Below are 14348 nucleotides of genomic sequence, written 5' to 3'. Positions count from 1 at the left end.
GGCACCGCCGCCCCGGGTTTCGCGGGTCAGGCCCCGACGTAGGCGGCGAGGTGTTCGCCGGTGCGGGTGGACCGCTTGGTCACCAGGTCGGCCGGGGTGCCCTCGAAGACGATGCGACCGCCGTCGTGGCCGGCGCCCGGGCCGAGGTCGATGATCCAGTCGGCGTGCGCCATGACCGCCTGGTGGTGTTCGATGACGATGACCGACTTGCCGGATTCGACCAGCCGGTCGAGCAGGCCGAGCAGTTGGGCGACGTCGGCCAGGTGCAGGCCGGTGGTCGGTTCGTCGAGGACGTAGACGCCGCCCCTGTCCCCCATCCGGGTGGCCAGCTTGATCCGTTGCCGCTCCCCTCCGGACAGCGTGGTCAGCGGCTGACCGAGCGTGAGGTAGCCGAGCCCGACGTCGGCGAGCCGGTCGAGGATGGCGTGCGCGGCCGGGATATGGGCGTCGCCGGCGCCGAAGAACTTCTCGGCCTCGTTGACCGGCATGGCGAGGACCTCGCTGATGTCGCGACCGCCGAGGTGGTAGTCGAGCACGGCGGCCTGGAAGCGTTTGCCTTCGCAGTCCTCGCAGGTGCTGGCGACGCCGGCCATCATGCCGAGGTCGGTGTAGATGACGCCGGCGCCGTTGCAGGTGGGGCAGGCGCCTTCGGAGTTGGCGCTGAACAGGGCGGGTTTGACGCCGTTGGCCTTGGCGAAGGCCTTGCGGATGGGGTCGAGCAGGCCGGTGTAGGTGGCCGGGTTGCTGCGGCGGGAGCCGCGGATGGCGGTCTGGTCGATGCTGACGACGTCGTCGCGCCCGGCCAGGGAGCCGTGGATGAGGCTGCTCTTGCCGGAGCCGGCGACGCCGGTGACGACGACCAGGACGCCGAGGGGGATGTCGACGTCGACGTCGCGCAGGTTGTGGGTGGCGGCGCCGCGGATGGGCAGGGCGCCGGAGGGGGTACGGGTGGTGTCCTTGAGGGTGGCCCGGTCGTCGAGGTGGCGGCCGGTGACGGTGTCGCTGGCGCGCAGGCCGGCGACGGTGCCTTCGTAGCAGATGGTGCCGCCGTCGGTGCCGGCGCCGGGGCCGAGGTCGACGACGTGGTCGGCGATGGCGATGGTTTCCGGTTTGTGTTCGACGACCAGGACGGTGTTGCCCTTGTCGCGCAGGCGGAGCAGGAGGTCGTTCATTCGGGCGATGTCGTGCGGGTGCAGGCCGATGGTGGGTTCGTCGAAGACGTAGGTGACGTCGGTGAGGGATGAGCCGAGGTGGCGGATCATCTTGGTGCGTTGGGCCTCGCCGCCGGAGAGGGTGCCGGCGGGGCGGTTGAGGCTGAGGTAGCCGAGGCCGATCTCGACGAAGGAGTCGAGGGTGTCTCCCAGTGCGGTGAGCAGCGGGGCGACGGAGGGTTCGTGCAGGTCGCGGACCCAGGTGGCGAGGTCGCTGATCTGCATGGCGCAGGCGTCGGCGATGGAGATGCCGTTGATCTTCGAGGAGCGGGCTTCGGGGGCCAGGCGGGTGCCGTCGCAGTCGGGGCAGGTGGTGAACGTGACGGCGCGTTCGACGAAGGCGCGGATGTGGGGCTGCATGGCGTCGACGTCCTTGGCGAGCATCGACTTCTGCATGGCGGGGATGAGGCCGGTGTAGGTGACGTTGATGCCGTCGACCTTGATTTTGGTGGGTTCCTTGTGGAGCAGGTCGTGGCGTTCGCGGTCGGTGTAGTCGCGCAGGGGTTTGTCGGGGTCGAACATGCCGCTGGCGCGGAAGATGCGGCCGTACCAGCCGTCCATGCTGTAGCCGGGGATGGTGATGGCGCCCTCGTTGAGGGTGCGGTCGGCGTCGTAGAGGACGGTGAGGTCGAAGTCGGTGACGCTGCCGCGGCCTTCGCAGCGGGGGCACATGCCGCCGAGGCGGTGGAAGGTGCCCTTCTTGGTCTGGGTCTTGCCGGGGCCGCGGTCGACGGTGATGGCGCCGGTGGCGCGGACGGAGGGGACGTTGAAGGAGTAGGCGTTGGGTGGGCCGATGTGGGGGTGGCCGAGGCGGCTGAAGAGGATGCGGAGCATGGCGTTGGCGTCGGTGGCGGTGCCGACGGTGGAGCGGGGGTCGGTGCCCATGCGTTCCTGGTCGACGATGATGGCGGTGGTGAGGCCTTCGAGGATGTCGACGTCGGGGCGGGACAGGGTGGGCATGAAGCCTTGGACGAAGGCGCTGTAGGTCTCGTTGATGAGGCGTTGGGATTCGGCGGCGATGGTGCCGAAGACCAGGCTGCTCTTGCCGGAGCCGGAGACGCCGGTGAAGACGGTGAGGCGGCGTTTGGGCAACTCGACGTCGACGTTGCGGAGGTTGTTCTCGCGGGCGCCGTGGACGCGGATGACGTCGTGGCTGTCGGCGTGGGCCTGGGGCATGGGTCTCCGTCCGGTTGGTGCGGTGTCGGGGCCAGCCGGCGCGCCGGCTGGCGTACATAGTACGGTACGTCTCGCCGGGCCGGGTCAGCGTCGCTGGTTGATGCGGATGAGGTTGCCGGTGGGGTCGCGGAAGGCGCAGTCGCGGACGCCGTAGGGCTGCTCGGTGGGTTCCTGGACGACGTCGGCGCCGCTGGCCTGGAGGCGGTCGAAGAGCGTGTCGAGGTCGTCGGTGGCGAGGGTGAGCGCGCCGTAGGTGCCCTTGGCGATGAGTTCGTAGATGGTGCGGCGTTCGTTGTCGGTGATGCCGGGGTCGACGGCCGGCGGGTGCAGGACGATGCCGGTCTCGGGTTGTCCGGGTGGGCCGACGGTGAGCCAGCGCATGGTGTTGCCCTGGCCGACGTCGTTGCGCAGGTCGAAGCCGAGGGTGTCGCGGTAGAAGGCGAGGGCGGCGTCGGCGTCGGTGTGGGGCAGGAAGGCGTAGTGGATCGTGACGGTCATGGTGGTCACGCTAGTTCGGTCAGGTGGCGGGAGCTTCTCGATTCCTGATCGGTCGGGTGGCGTGTTTGGTGAGGCACGGGGGTGGTTCGGCGGTGCCGGGGGCATGGCGGGCGCGGTAGGCGCTGGGGGGTTCGCCGACGAGTTCGGTGAAGCGGGTGCTGAAGGTGCCCAGGGACTGGCAGCCGACGGCGAAGCAGACGTCGGTGACGCTGAGGTCGCCGCGGCGCAGCAGGGCCATGGCGCGTTCGATGCGGCGGGTCATGAGGTAGGAGTACGGGGTTTCGCCGTAGGTCTGGCGGAACTGGCGGCTGAGGTGGCCGGCGGACATGTGTTCGCCGCGGGCGAGGGCTTCGACGTCGAGGGGTTGGGCGTGTTCGCGGTCGATGCGGTCGCGGATGCGGCGCAGACGGGCGAGGTCGCGTAGGCGGTGGGCAAAGGCGGGGTCGTCGGTGGCCGGGTGGTGGGTGGGCACGTTTGGCATTTTCGCTGGCCGGGGCGGGGGCGTCCAGGTGTTCAGCGCAGTCGGCGGGCGGTGAACCGGGTGGGTGGGTCGGCGATGGCGTCCTGGGCGGCGACGAGTTGGAGTTCGCGGGTGCCGGCGGCGAGGGTGGCGTCGAGGACCGCGTAGATGGAGTTGGTGGTGCGTTCCAGCGCGGTCGCGGGTGATCCGGTGGTGGCGAGGTGGGCCAGGTAGAGGGCGGCGGTGACGTCGCCGCCGCCGTTGGGGCTGATCGGCAGCAGTGGGGTGGTGACGGCCCAGGCGCCGTCGGTGGAGACGGCGACGACGTCGAGGTGGTCGGTGGGCAGGTCGCCGTGCAGGACGCTGGTGACCAGGACGTGCTCGGGGCCGGTGGCGCGGACGGCGTCGACGGCGGTGAGCAGGTCGTCGAGGGTGTCGGTGCGGCGGCCGGCGAGGAACTCCAGCTCGAACTGGTTGGGGGTGACGATGTCGGCGCGGGGCACGACGGTGTCGCGCAGGTATTCGGGGATGCCGGGGCGGACGAACATGCCGCGGCCGACGTCGCCCATGACCGGGTCGCAGCAGTAGAGGGCGGCCGGGTTGGCGGCCTTGACCTGGGCGACGGCGTCGAGGATGACGGCGCCGACGGCGGGGTCGCCCTGGTAGCCGGAGAGGACGGCGTCGGCGGTGCCGAGCACGCCGCGCTCGGCGATGCCGGTGATGACGTCGGCGACGTCGGTGGGGGCGAGCAGGGGGCCGCGCCAGGCGCCGTAGCCGGTGTGGTTGGAGAAGTGCACGGTCAGCACCGGCCAGACCTCGTGGCGTAGGCGTTGCAGCGGGAACACGGCGGCGGAGTTGCCGACGTGGCCGTAGGCGACCGAGGACTGGATGGAGAGGATCTTCACGGGGCTCATCCTCGCACTTCGTGGGGGGTCACGCTGGGTGGTCGTCGGGCGACGGGTGCGGGTACGGTCGACCGTTCGGCTCCGGGTTTCGACCGTCGGGCGCGTGGCGGGTTTGGGCACTGCATGCGCGGGGGGCATGAAGCGAGGGGTTCTCGCCATCTGGACGGAGGAAGCACTGATGCTTTCCGCACTCGATCGTCGGCACACCGTCGCGCCGCCGGGGTACAGCCGGTGGCTGATCCCGCCGGCGGCGCTGGCGATCCATCTCTGCATCGGGCAGGTCTACGCGACGAGCGTGTACAAGAACTCCCTGATCGCGCACTTCGACTCGGGGCAGACTGCGATCGGGGTGATCTTCAGCATCGCGATCGTGATGTTGGGGTTGTCGGCCGCGGTGGCCGGTACCTGGGTGGAGGCGAACGGGCCGCGGAAGGCGATGTTCGTCTCGGCGTGCTTCTGGGCGGCGGGGTTCCTGGTGGGCGCGCTGGGCATCGCGACGTCGCAGTTGTGGCTGCTGTACCTGGGGTACGGGGTGCTGGGCGGGATCGGGTTGGGGATCGGGTACATCTCCCCCGTCTCCACGTTGATCAAGTGGTTCCCGGACCGGCCGGGTCTGGCGACCGGGCTGGCGATCATGGGGTTCGGTGGTGGGGCGATGGTGGCCTCTCCCCTGTCCCGGCAGTTGTTGTCGTTGTTCGACCCGGGGTACGACCCGTCGAACAGCGGGTCGACGGCGTCGGGGTCGGCGTTGGTGTGGTTGTTCGTCACGCTCGGCGTCGGCTACTTCGTGATCATGATGTTCGGGGTGTTCAACGTGCGGGTGCCGGCGGCGGACTGGCGGCCGGCCGGGTTCGATCCGGCGAAGGTGGCGGCGAAGCCGATGGTGACCACCGCGAACGTGTCGGCGGCGAACGCGGTGCGAACGCGCTCGTTCTGGCTGCTGTGGGTGGTGCTGTTCTGCAACGTGACGGCGGGCATCGGCATCCTGGAGCAGGCCAGTCCGATGATCCAGGACTTCTTCCGGGACAACGGCACGTCGGCGGTGTCGGTGGCGGCGGCCGGCGGGTTCGTCGGGTTGCTGTCGCTGTTCAACATGGCGGGCCGGTTCGTCTGGTCGTCGACGTCGGACGTGATCGGTCGTAAGCCGATCTACGTGGTGTATCTGGGTGTGGGCCTGGTGCTGTACCTGGTGCTGGCGCTGGTCGGGCAGAGCGCGACGGCGTTGTTCGTGCTGTTGGCCTGCGTGATCCTGTCGTTCTACGGTGGCGGGTTCGCGACCGCGCCGGCGTATCTGCGGGATCTGTTCGGCACGTTCGAGGTGGGCGCGATCCACGGTCGGCTGTTGACCGCGTGGTCGGCGGCGGGGGTGGCCGGCCCGTTGATCGTCAACGCGTTCCTGGACGCGCAGGGCGAGCCGGGTTCGTTGACCGCGTCGGCGTACCGGCCGGCGTTGTTCACGATGGTCGGGGTGCTGGCGGTGGGGCTGGTGGCGAACCTGCTGATCCGGCCGGTGCCGCGGCGGTTCCACGAGCCGGCGTCGGGCCGGGACGAGATGGTGGACGGGCAGCCGGTGACGGCGGAGCGGAGCGGGTCGTGAACGAGCGCAGCGGTGGCGGGCAGCGGGTCCGTCTGGTGGTGTCGTGGCTGGTGGTGGTCGTGCTGTTGGGCTACGGCGTGGTGCAGACGCTGATCACGGCGGCGAAGTTGTTCACGCACTGACGCGTGGCGGCGGCCCGGGGCATAACCCCGGGTCGCCGCGCCGGTCAGAGGCCGCCGGCGACGCGCAGGACCGCGCCGGTGGTGTACGAGGCGTCGGGGCCGAGCAGGTGGGCGATCGCGCCGGCCACCTCGTCGGGTTCGCCGGCGCGGCCCAGCGGGATGCGGCCGGCGGCGCGCTCGGGGCGGTCCGGTTCGCCGGAGCGGGCGTGGATGTCGGTGCGGATGATGCCCGGGGCGACCGCGTTGACGCGGATGCCGCGCGGGGCGAGTTCCTTGGCCAGGCCGACAGTGAGGGTGTCGGTGGCGGCCTTGACGGCGGCGTAGTGGATGTACTCGCCGGGGCTGCCGAGGGTGGCGGCGGCGGAGGACACGTTGACGATGGCGCCGCCGGCGCTCATCCGGCGGGCGGCCTGCTGGGCGCAGAGGACGTAGCCGATCAGGTTGACGTCGACGACGTCGCGCAGGTCCTCGGCGCGCAGGTCGGTGAAGGGGCCGATGGGGCTGGTGACGCCGGCGTTGTTGACCAGGCCGGTGAGCGGGCCGAGTTGGTCGGCGGCGGCGAAGAGGCGGCGTACCGCGTCGGGGTCGGTGGTGTCGGCGGCGACGGTGACGGCGCGTCGGCCGGCGGCGCGCACGTCGGCGGCGACGGTCGCGGCGGCGTCGTGGTCGGCGCGGTAGCCGATGACCAGGTCGTGGCCGGCGGCGGCGAGCCGGCGGGCGGTGGCCGCGCCGATGCCGCGTCCACCGCCGGTGACGATGGTGATCGAGGTCAATGCGTCCTCCCCTGCCCCGCTGGTGGGGGCGACGTTACCGTGGGCGGCACCGGCGGCGACGGAGAGGACTGTCACATGGGGCGGGCGTTGGTGCTGGGCGGCGGTGGGGTGACCGGGGTGGCCTGGGAGTTGGGGCTGCTGGCCGGGCTGGCCGGGCGGGGTGTGTCGCCGGTGAACGCGGATCTGGACGCCGGGGCGCGGCGGGTGGTGGTGTTTTGGCGCTGACGAGCGCGGTGGCCGAGGAGGTGGCGGGCGTCTGGCGGGCCTAGGCTCACCGCATCGACGGCGAGCTCGGGAGGTACGTGGTGGGTGTGGGTGTCGGTGACCTGGTCGAGGATTTCACGCTGCCGGACCAGACGGGCGCGCCGCGGCGGCTGTCGGAGTTCCTGGCCGCCGGGCCGGTGGTGGTGTTCTTCTACCCGGCGGCGATGACGCGGGGGTGCACGGCGGAGAGCTGTCATTTCCGGGACCTGGCGGCGGAGTTCGCGGCGGTGGGCGCGTCGCGGGTGGGGATCAGCCGGGACCCGGTGGAGCGGCAGGCGGAGTTCGCCCGCCGGCACGGTTTCGACTATCCGCTGCTGTCCGACGTCGACGGGGCGGTGGCGGCGGCGTTCGGGGTGCGGCGGCGGTTGCCGCTGGGCGCGTTGAGCACCCGGCGGATGACGTTCGTGATCGGCCCGGACCGGCGGGTGCTGGCGGTGGTGCACAGCGAGGTGAGCATGAACGCGCACGCCGACGCGGCGTTGCGGGCGCTCGGGGGTTGACCGTCGGGCTGTCGTGCCGGCCTGGTATCAAGGGCGGCAATCAAACAGGTGTACGGAAGAGGGCGTGATGGCGGTCCAGGGGTTGTCCACTGACGAGGTACAGCAGATCCGTGAGTCGTTGGCGGCGGGCCGGAAGCCGCGGGTGGTGTTCACCGAGGCGGCCGGGCAGATGGCCGGGCAGCTCGGGCAGGTGGTGGAGCTGACCGACCCCGCGCGGTCCGAGGAGTTCGTGGTGGTGCGTTTCGGCCGCGACGAGTTGCCCTTCTCCCCCGCCGACGTGGCGGTCGCGCCGAAGGGCTCCGGGCGGCGGCCGGCCGCCGAGCCGAAGCCCGAGCCGGAGGTGGCCGCGCCGGCCGCGCCGGCGGCGCCGGAGTTCGTGTTGGACACGCCGCGGGTGCCCGCGCCGCGTCGGGAGGAGCCGAAGGTGGAGCAGCAGGCGGAGCCGAAGCCGGCGAAGCGGGCGGTGAAGGCGGCGAAGCCGAAGACGCCGGCGGGGCTGACGGTGACGCTGGCGTACGCCGAGGGCGAGTGGACGGTGGCCGCGCAGCAGGGCGCGAAGGCCCTGGCCAGGCCGTACGTGGTGAAGCCGGCGGAGGCGCTGCGGATGGTGGCGTTGGTGGACGTGCCGGGGGTGCAGGAGGCGGTGGAGCAGATCCTGGGCGCGGAGCGGGCCGAGGCGGAACAGCAGGCGGAGAAGCTGCGCGCGGAGCTGGCGGAGATCGAGGCGCGGCTGGCGGAGTTGCGCGAGGCCCGCTGAGCGGGCCCCGGACACCCCGCGGGGCCGGTGCGACCCCCTCGCACCGGCCCCGCGCCACCCCTGCGCCCGCAGGTCCATCAGTGTTGCGGAATGTTCTGTACCCCGATTCGGCGGCGGAACACCCAGTAGGTCCAACCTTGGTAGGCGAGCACGATCGGAGTGAACACCACCGCCACCCACGTCATGATCTTCAGGGTGTACGGGGTGGACGCGGCGTTGGTGGCGGTGAGCGTGCCGGCCGGGTCGAGCGTGGACGGCAGGACGTTCGGGAACAGCGCGGCGAACAGGGTCGCCACGGCCAGGGCGATGGCCAGCGCGGTGCCGGTGAACGCCCAGCCCTCGCGGCGTACCCTTGCCGCGGCGAGGCCGCCGAGCAGGGCGAGGGCGGCGCCGGCGGCGAGCACGACGGCGGCGGCGTTGGCGCGGATGGTCAGCGACCAGCCGAGGAACGCCACGGCGGCCAGGGCGGTGCCGGCGCCGAGGCGGACCGCGAGCGTGCCGGCGCGCTCGCGGATGTCGCCGGTGGTCTTGAGCGCGAGGAACACCGCGCCGTGGGTGGCGAACAGGCCGAGCGTGGTGAGGCCGCCGAGCAGCGCGTACGGGTGCAGCAGGTCGAGCAGCCCGCCGACGTACTCGTGGTCGGCGTCGAGGGGGACGCCGCGGAAGATGTTGGCGAACGCGACGCCCCACAGCACGGCCGGGATCGCGGAGCCTGCGAAGATGGCCCGGTCCCAGCGGCGTTTCCAGGACGCCTCGGGGCGCTTGTGCCGGTATTCGAAGGCGACGCCGCGGGCGATGAGGGCGAGCAGGATGAGCAGCAGCGGCAGGTAGAAGCCGGAGAACAGGGTGGCGTACCACTCGGGGAACGCGGCGAACATGGCGCCGCCGGCGGTGATCAGCCAGACCTCGTTGCCGTCCCAGACGGGGCCGATGGTGTTGATCAGGACGCGGCGTTGCCGGTCGTCGCGGCCGAGCACGGGCAGCAGCATGCCGACGCCGAAGTCGAAGCCTTCGAGGATGAAGTAGCCGGTGAACAGCACGGCCACGAGGAGAAACCAGACGGTGGTCAGTTCCACGGTGGGCTCTTTCGGTCAGTAGGCGAACGCGAGGGGGCGCTGCGCGTCGTCGGTGTCGTCGTCGGCGGGGGGCGGGGTGACGTCGGGGACGCCGGCGCGGGCGTAGCGGACCAGCAGCTTGAACTCGATCACCGCGAGGGTGGCGTAGATGAGGGTGAAGGCGGTGAAGGAGGTGAGCACCTCGGTCAGGGAGACGCTGCGGGACACGCCGTTGCGGGTGAGCATCTCGCCGAACACGATCCAGGGTTGGCGGCCCATCTCGGTGAAGATCCAGCCGAAGGAGTTGGCCAGCAGCGGCAGGACCGGCATGACCAGGCCGGCGCGCAGCAGCCAGCGGCTGGTGGGGGTGCGGCCCTTGCGCTGGCTCCAGAGCACCAGCAGCGCGATGGCGGCGGCGGCCAGGCCGAAGCCGATCATGAAGCGGAAGCTCCAGTAGGTGACCGGGATGATCGGGGCGTAGTTGCCGGGGCCGTACTGGCTGGCGTACTGGGCCTGGAGGTCGTTGATGCCCTGCACGGTGCCGTTCGGGTCGCCGGTGCCGAGGAACGACAGCAGGTAGGGGATCTTGAGGGCGAAGACCTCGCGGCTGCCGTCGAGGCTGCCGACGGTGAGCACGGAGAACGAGGCGGGGCTCTCGGTGGTGTAGAGGCCCTCGGCGGCGGCCATCTTCATCGGCTGCACCTCGGTCATGATCTTGCCTTGGATGTCGCCGGTGAGCACGACGAGGGTGGCGGAGACCAGGACCACCCAGGAGCCGAACTTCGTGGCGAAGCGGTAGGCGCCGGTGTCGGCGCTGCCGCGGTTGCGCATCACGTGCCACAGCCCGACGGTGACCACGAGGGATCCGGCGACCAGGAACGAGCCGGCGAGGGTGTGGGGGAAGGTGACCAGCGCGACCTTGTTGGTGAGCACGGCGATGAAGTCGGTCAGTTCGGCGCGTCCGCTGTCGGGGTTGATGCGGAACCCGACCGGGTTCTGCATGAACGAGTTCGCGGCGAGGATGAAGTAGGCGGAGAGGTTGGTGCCGATCGCGGCGGCCCAGATCGCGGCCAGGTGCAGGCGTTTGGGCAGCCGGTCCCAGCCGAAGATCCACAGGCCGATGAACGTGGATTCGAGGAAGAACGCGACCAGGGCCTCGATGGCCAGCGGCGCGCCGAAGATGTCGCCGACGAAGCGGGAGTAGTCGCTCCAGTTCATGCCGAACTGGAACTCCTGCACGATGCCGGTGACGACGCCCATGGCGAAGTTGATGAGGAACAGCTTGCCGTAGAACTTGGTGAGTTTGAGGTACCGCTCGTTGCCGGTGCGGTGCCACATGGTCTGCAGGATGGCGACCAGCACGGACAGGCCGATGGTCAGCGGCACGAACAGGAAGTGGTAGACGGTGGTGACACCGAACTGCCAGCGGGCGACGTCCAACGCGTCCACCTGAGAACCCCCAGCCTTCTTACTACGAGACGTAGTAAATACTACTCGGTGTCGTAGAAAACTTTTCAGAGTCGGAGGGCCCGAACCGACCCGGGACCAATGACCCTGATCACCTCCACCGGCGCGGCCGTGCGACCATCCAGCACTGATGGACACCTCCCCCTGGCGCGCGCCGTTGCTGTGGCGCGGCGCGCAGACGCTCGCCCGGGCCGCCGTCGCGCTGGTCGGCCGCCTGGAGGTCACCGGCGACGTGCCGGAGGCGCTGCGCCGCGGGCCGCTGATCCTGGCCGCCAACCACATCAGTCCGTTCGACCCGGTGGTGCTCGCCGCCGCCTGCCGGGTCCGGCGCGTCGCCCCCCGGATCATGGCCACCGGCGGGCTGTTCCGGGCCCCGGTGCTCGGGCCGCTGATGCGCCACGCCGGGCACATCCGCGTCGACCGCGGCACCACCGCCGTGCACCGGTCGCTGGAGATCGCCGCCGAGGCGGTCGCCGGCGGGTCGGTGGTGCTGGTCTACCCGGAGGGACGCATCGGGCTGGCCCCCGGCATGTGGCCCGAACGCGGCAAGACCGGCGCGGCCCGCCTCGCGTTCGCCAGCGGCGCCGCCGTCGTCCCGGTCGCCCAGTGGGGCTCGCACGAGGTCCTGCCGTACCGGGCGCCCAAGGGAATGCTGGGCGGCCTGGCCCGGGCGCTCGCCCGCCGCCCGGTCATCCGGGTGCACTTCGGCGCCCCGGTGGCCCTGGCCGACCTGGATCCGGGCGCGCCCGGCGCGGCCCGCCGCGCCACCGACCGGATCATCGACGCGATCACCGACGACCTGGTCCCGCTGCGCCCGCACGAACCCGACGGGCCCCGCCACGTCGACCCCGGCCGGCCGGTCGATGCGAGCCGCGCGCACCGCCGGCACCGGGCCAGCTGAATCGCCCGCGTGGCACCGGCGTGGGGTGAGACCGTGGCAGACGTGAACGCTCCCGTCGTGCTGATCACCGGCACGTCCACCGGCATCGGCCTGGCCACCGCCGTGGGCGCGGCCCGCGCCGGCTGGCGCACCGTCGCCACGCTGCGCGACCCCGGGCGGGCCGGCCCGCTGCGCGCCGCCGCCGACGCCGCCGGGGTCGGCGACCTGCTGGAGGTACGCCGGCTCGACGTGGTCGACGAGTCCTCGGTGACCGCCTGCGTGGCCGACGTGGTGGCCCGGCACGGCCGGCTCGACGCGGTGGTCAACAACGCCGGCGCCGGCCACGTGGGCACGCTGGAGCGGGAGACCGTCGACGACGTCCGGACGGTGCTGGAGGTCAACTTCTTCGGCGTCCTGCACGTCACCCGTGCCGCGCTGCCGCACCTGCGCGCCGCGAGCGGCCGGCTGATCACCGTGACCAGCGTCGGCGGGGTGGTCGGGCAGCCGTTCAACGAGGCGTACTGCGCGGCGAAGTTCGCCGTCGAGGGGTTCATGGAGTCCCTGGCGCCGGTGGCGGCCACCGTCGGGGTGAGCGTCTGCGTGGTCGAGCCCGGCGCGGTGGCCAGCGAGTTCGTCGCCAACGTCGGCATCGACGCGGACACCGCGGTGGCCGCCGCCGGGCCGTACGGGCCGGCGCTGCGGGCGTACCTCGGTCGCAGCGCCGCCGCGTTCGCCGCCGCGCAGTCGCCGGCCGAGGCCGCCGCGGCGGTGGTGGCGACACTGACCGACCCGGAACCCGCGCCCCGCGTGCAGACCTCCCCCGCCGCCCGCCAGTTCGTCGCCGTCAAACTCGCCGACACCGACGGCCTGGCCGTGACCGCCCTGACCGCAGGCTGGCTGCGCTGACCCCGCCCCCACCCCCGCGATCTTGCACTTGCTGCCCGGGGATATCGGGCACAACCGCCTCGAACGAGGGCCGAACGTGCAAGATCGCGTGGGGGGTTACGGGACGGCGGCGAGGCGCGCGTCCAGGGCGGCCAGGTCCGGCACGAACCACACCTGGTCGTGCCGGTTGGACTCGGCCACCAGGGCGCGTAGCGCGCCGCTGGCGGCCAGGTGCGCGGAGATGTCCCCGACCACCACGAGGCGCAGCCGGTAGTTGACGAACTTCTGCATGACCTCCCCGGCGAAGCGGGTGCCCAGCGTGAAGAAGCTCGGGTCGAGCCGGGCGGCGGGCACCGCCACCACCGTGGCGCCGGCGAACGCCGCGCCGATCAGCTCCAACGCGTCGGCCTCGGTGACGATGGGCGGGCCGGCCGGGTCGCAGACCAGCACCGTGACGCCGGCGCGCTCGCGCAGCTCGTCAGCCACGGTCGGCCTCCTTCCCGGCGAGCAGGCCGTTGTCGCCGTCGAGCACCGCGTCGAGCAGGCGCAGCAGCTCGGCGGTGTCGCCGAGGTCGCCCAGGATGATGATCTTCATGTGGTGCCGTTCCTCGTCGTGGACCGTCTGCACGCGCAGCGGACGGTCCGGGTCGGGGTGGGTGGTGACGCCGGCCAGCACCAGCGTGGCGAGCCGGTCGGCGGCGGCCCGGTCGACGCCGTCGAGGGCCACGATGCTGGACACCTCCGCCGCCGGGCCGGCCGGTCGCGCGGGCCGGCCGGTGAACGCGTCGAGGTCGGCGCGGGCGATCCGATACTGCTTGCCGATCCGCGTCGCGGGCAGCCGGCCGGCGCGGATGTAGCCGCGGACCGTGCGCACGTGCAGCCCGAGCCGCGCCGCGACCTGCTCCACCGAGTACATGTCGTTACTCATCGCACCCTATTCTAGCGGCCACAGGTAACGATAGGGAATTTCACCGGCCGGACACCCGGCGGCCGTCTCGGCCCGGCATACTGCCGGCGTGCAGCCCCGTCACGGCTACCTCGACGCGCCCGCGCCGCTGGCCTTCGCCCACCGCGGCGGCGCGGCCGACGGCGACGAGAACACCGCCGCCGCGTTCGCCCGCGCGGTCGCGCTGGGCTACCGGTACGTGGAGACCGACGTGCACGCCACCGCCGACGGCGTGCCGGTGGTCTTCCACGACCCGACGCTGCGCCGCGTCACCGGCGAGGCCGGGCGCATCGCCGACCTGCGCTTCGCCGACCTCGCCTCGGTACGCGTCGGCGGCGCCGCCCTGGTGCCCCGCCTCGACGACGTGCTCGGCGCGTGGCCGCAGGTCCGGTTCAACGTCGACGTCAAGGCCGACGGCGCGGTGGCGCCGACCGTCGAGGCGGTGGTGCGGGCCGGCGCCGGCGACCGGGTGCTGCTCGCCTCGTTCAGCGACGCCCGGCTGACCCGGCTGCGCGCCCTGGCCGGCCCGACGGTCGCCACCAGCCTCGGCATGCGCGGCGTGGCCCGGCTGCGGATGGCCTCCCTGCACGGCCGGCCGCTGCGCCTGCCGCCGTCCGTGGCCGCCGCCCAGGTCCCGGTCTCCTACGGCGGAGTCCCGGTGGTCGACCGGCGGTTCCTCGCCTACTGCCACCGCATCGGCCTGCAGGTGCACGTCTGGACGATCGACGAACCCGCCCGGATGCACCAGTTACTTGATCTTGGAGTGGATGGCATCATGACCGATCACGTCGGCGTGCTCCGCGACGTCTACCGCAGCCGCGGCCACTGGGCCGCCTGAACCCCGAGGACCGC

General features: G+C 72.1%; 17 protein-coding genes. 8 read left to right on the top strand and 9 right to left on the bottom strand.

Translation table 11 applies throughout. The features are described 5' to 3' along the window. Positions 1 to 26: 26 nt before the first annotated feature. From ACIA6B_RS02255 to pdxY, 4 genes are all read right to left on the bottom strand, one after another. Positions 27 to 2387 (bottom strand): excinuclease ABC subunit UvrA, encoded by a 2361-nt coding sequence (locus ACIA6B_RS02255; protein ID WP_396770100.1) that lies wholly within the window; start codon positions 2385 to 2387, stop codon positions 27 to 29. Positions 2388 to 2471: 84 nt separating this feature from the next. Continuing rightward, positions 2472 to 2885 carry a VOC family protein gene (locus tag ACIA6B_RS02250; RefSeq protein ID WP_396770098.1) on the bottom strand — a complete coding sequence of 138 codons (414 nt, stop codon included), beginning with the start codon at positions 2883 to 2885 and terminating at the stop codon, positions 2472 to 2474. A 19-nt stretch (positions 2886 to 2904) separates the two neighbouring features. Beyond that, positions 2905 to 3366, bottom strand: coding sequence for a helix-turn-helix transcriptional regulator (locus tag ACIA6B_RS02245; RefSeq protein WP_396770096.1), 462 nt, complete (start codon positions 3364 to 3366; stop codon positions 2905 to 2907). Positions 3367 to 3398: 32 nt separating this feature from the next. Next, positions 3399 to 4250: a pyridoxal kinase PdxY gene (gene pdxY, locus ACIA6B_RS02240; protein ID WP_396770094.1), complete on the bottom strand. Its 852-nt coding sequence runs from the start codon at positions 4248 to 4250 to the stop codon at positions 3399 to 3401. A 178-nt stretch (positions 4251 to 4428) separates the two neighbouring features. Between pdxY and ACIA6B_RS02235 the strand changes: the two genes are divergently transcribed. Both ACIA6B_RS02235 and ACIA6B_RS02230 read left to right on the top strand, forming a co-directional pair. After that, entirely contained in the window at positions 4429 to 5847 is a 1419-nt protein-coding gene (locus tag ACIA6B_RS02235) for an OFA family MFS transporter (protein ID WP_281941264.1), read from the top strand. Further along, the gene (locus tag ACIA6B_RS02230) at positions 5844 to 5969 is read left to right on the top strand and encodes a hypothetical protein (RefSeq protein ID WP_396770092.1); all 126 of its coding nucleotides are present in this window, start codon (positions 5844 to 5846) and stop codon (positions 5967 to 5969) included. Before ACIA6B_RS02235 ends, ACIA6B_RS02230 begins: the two co-directional genes overlap by 4 nt. A gap of 44 nt (positions 5970 to 6013) precedes the next feature. On the opposite strand, the gene ACIA6B_RS02225 is transcribed toward ACIA6B_RS02230, so the two are convergent. After that, entirely contained in the window at positions 6014 to 6742 is a 729-nt protein-coding gene (locus tag ACIA6B_RS02225) for an SDR family oxidoreductase (protein ID WP_396770090.1), read from the bottom strand. Positions 6743 to 6817: 75 nt separating this feature from the next. Here ACIA6B_RS02225 and ACIA6B_RS02220 point away from each other — a divergent pair, with 75 nt between their 5' ends. From ACIA6B_RS02220 to ACIA6B_RS02210, 3 genes are all read left to right on the top strand, one after another. Then, a complete protein-coding gene (locus tag ACIA6B_RS02220; protein WP_396770088.1) occupies positions 6818 to 6967 on the top strand; it encodes a hypothetical protein in 150 nt (49 codons plus the stop codon). Positions 6968 to 7047: 80 nt separating this feature from the next. Next, positions 7048 to 7506, top strand: coding sequence for a peroxiredoxin (locus ACIA6B_RS02215; RefSeq protein ID WP_281941255.1), 459 nt, complete (start codon positions 7048 to 7050; stop codon positions 7504 to 7506). Between the two features lie 67 nt (positions 7507 to 7573). Beyond that, entirely contained in the window at positions 7574 to 8263 is a 690-nt protein-coding gene (locus tag ACIA6B_RS02210) for a hypothetical protein (RefSeq protein WP_396770219.1), read from the top strand. 77 nt (positions 8264 to 8340) lie between these two features. Here ACIA6B_RS02210 and cydB read toward each other — a convergent pair whose 3' ends face one another. Both cydB and ACIA6B_RS02200 read right to left on the bottom strand, forming a co-directional pair. Further along, positions 8341 to 9339, bottom strand: coding sequence for a cytochrome d ubiquinol oxidase subunit II (gene cydB / locus ACIA6B_RS02205; protein ID WP_396770085.1), 999 nt, complete (start codon positions 9337 to 9339; stop codon positions 8341 to 8343). 15 nt (positions 9340 to 9354) lie between these two features. Next, positions 9355 to 10767: a cytochrome ubiquinol oxidase subunit I gene (locus tag ACIA6B_RS02200; protein ID WP_396770083.1), complete on the bottom strand. Its 1413-nt coding sequence runs from the start codon at positions 10765 to 10767 to the stop codon at positions 9355 to 9357. A 148-nt stretch (positions 10768 to 10915) separates the two neighbouring features. On the opposite strand from ACIA6B_RS02200, the gene ACIA6B_RS02195 reads away from it, so the two are divergent. Both ACIA6B_RS02195 and ACIA6B_RS02190 read left to right on the top strand, forming a co-directional pair. Continuing rightward, on the top strand, positions 10916 to 11686 hold the full coding sequence (locus ACIA6B_RS02195; protein WP_396770081.1) for a lysophospholipid acyltransferase family protein: 771 nt from the start codon (positions 10916 to 10918) through the stop codon (positions 11684 to 11686). 42 nt (positions 11687 to 11728) lie between these two features. Then, positions 11729 to 12571 carry an SDR family NAD(P)-dependent oxidoreductase gene (locus ACIA6B_RS02190; RefSeq protein WP_396770079.1) on the top strand — a complete coding sequence of 281 codons (843 nt, stop codon included), beginning with the start codon at positions 11729 to 11731 and terminating at the stop codon, positions 12569 to 12571. A 96-nt stretch (positions 12572 to 12667) separates the two neighbouring features. Here the strand turns inward: ACIA6B_RS02190 and ACIA6B_RS02185 are convergent, their stop codons facing one another. Further along, on the bottom strand, positions 12668 to 13036 hold the full coding sequence (locus tag ACIA6B_RS02185; RefSeq protein WP_396770077.1) for a DUF4180 domain-containing protein: 369 nt from the start codon (positions 13034 to 13036) through the stop codon (positions 12668 to 12670). Continuing rightward, positions 13029 to 13478: a helix-turn-helix domain-containing protein gene (locus tag ACIA6B_RS02180; RefSeq protein ID WP_396770075.1), complete on the bottom strand. Its 450-nt coding sequence runs from the start codon at positions 13476 to 13478 to the stop codon at positions 13029 to 13031. Before ACIA6B_RS02180 ends, ACIA6B_RS02185 begins: the two co-directional genes overlap by 8 nt. Positions 13479 to 13566: 88 nt before the next feature. On the opposite strand from ACIA6B_RS02180, the gene ACIA6B_RS02175 reads away from it, so the two are divergent. Then, positions 13567 to 14334 carry a glycerophosphodiester phosphodiesterase gene (locus ACIA6B_RS02175; RefSeq protein ID WP_396770073.1) on the top strand — a complete coding sequence of 256 codons (768 nt, stop codon included), beginning with the start codon at positions 13567 to 13569 and terminating at the stop codon, positions 14332 to 14334. The last annotated feature ends 14 nt before the right edge of the window (positions 14335 to 14348 follow it).

The sequence above is a fragment of the Micromonospora sp. NPDC051141 genome (assembly GCF_044455765.1).
Taxonomy (GTDB): Bacteria; Actinomycetota; Actinomycetes; order Mycobacteriales; family Micromonosporaceae; genus Micromonospora.
Note: the sequence above shows the minus strand (reverse complement) of the source record. Positions and strands in the feature narration are given on the sequence as shown.

Coding starts and splice junctions, on each gene's coding strand:
- ACIA6B_RS02255 (WP_396770100.1), bottom strand. CDS start 2,387: ATGCCCCAGGCCCACGCCGACAGCCACGACGTCATCCGCGTCCACGGC.
- ACIA6B_RS02250 (WP_396770098.1), bottom strand. CDS start 2,885: ATGACCGTCACGATCCACTACGCCTTCCTGCCCCACACCGACGCCGAC.
- ACIA6B_RS02245 (WP_396770096.1), bottom strand. CDS start 3,366: ATGCCAAACGTGCCCACCCACCACCCGGCCACCGACGACCCCGCCTTT.
- ACIA6B_RS02235 (WP_281941264.1), top strand. CDS start 4,429: ATGCTTTCCGCACTCGATCGTCGGCACACCGTCGCGCCGCCGGGGTAC.
- ACIA6B_RS02220 (WP_396770088.1), top strand. CDS start 6,818: ATGGGGCGGGCGTTGGTGCTGGGCGGCGGTGGGGTGACCGGGGTGGCC.
- ACIA6B_RS02210 (WP_396770219.1), top strand. CDS start 7,574: ATGGCGGTCCAGGGGTTGTCCACTGACGAGGTACAGCAGATCCGTGAG.
- ACIA6B_RS02195 (WP_396770081.1), top strand. CDS start 10,916: ATGGACACCTCCCCCTGGCGCGCGCCGTTGCTGTGGCGCGGCGCGCAG.
- ACIA6B_RS02180 (WP_396770075.1), bottom strand. CDS start 13,478: ATGAGTAACGACATGTACTCGGTGGAGCAGGTCGCGGCGCGGCTCGGG.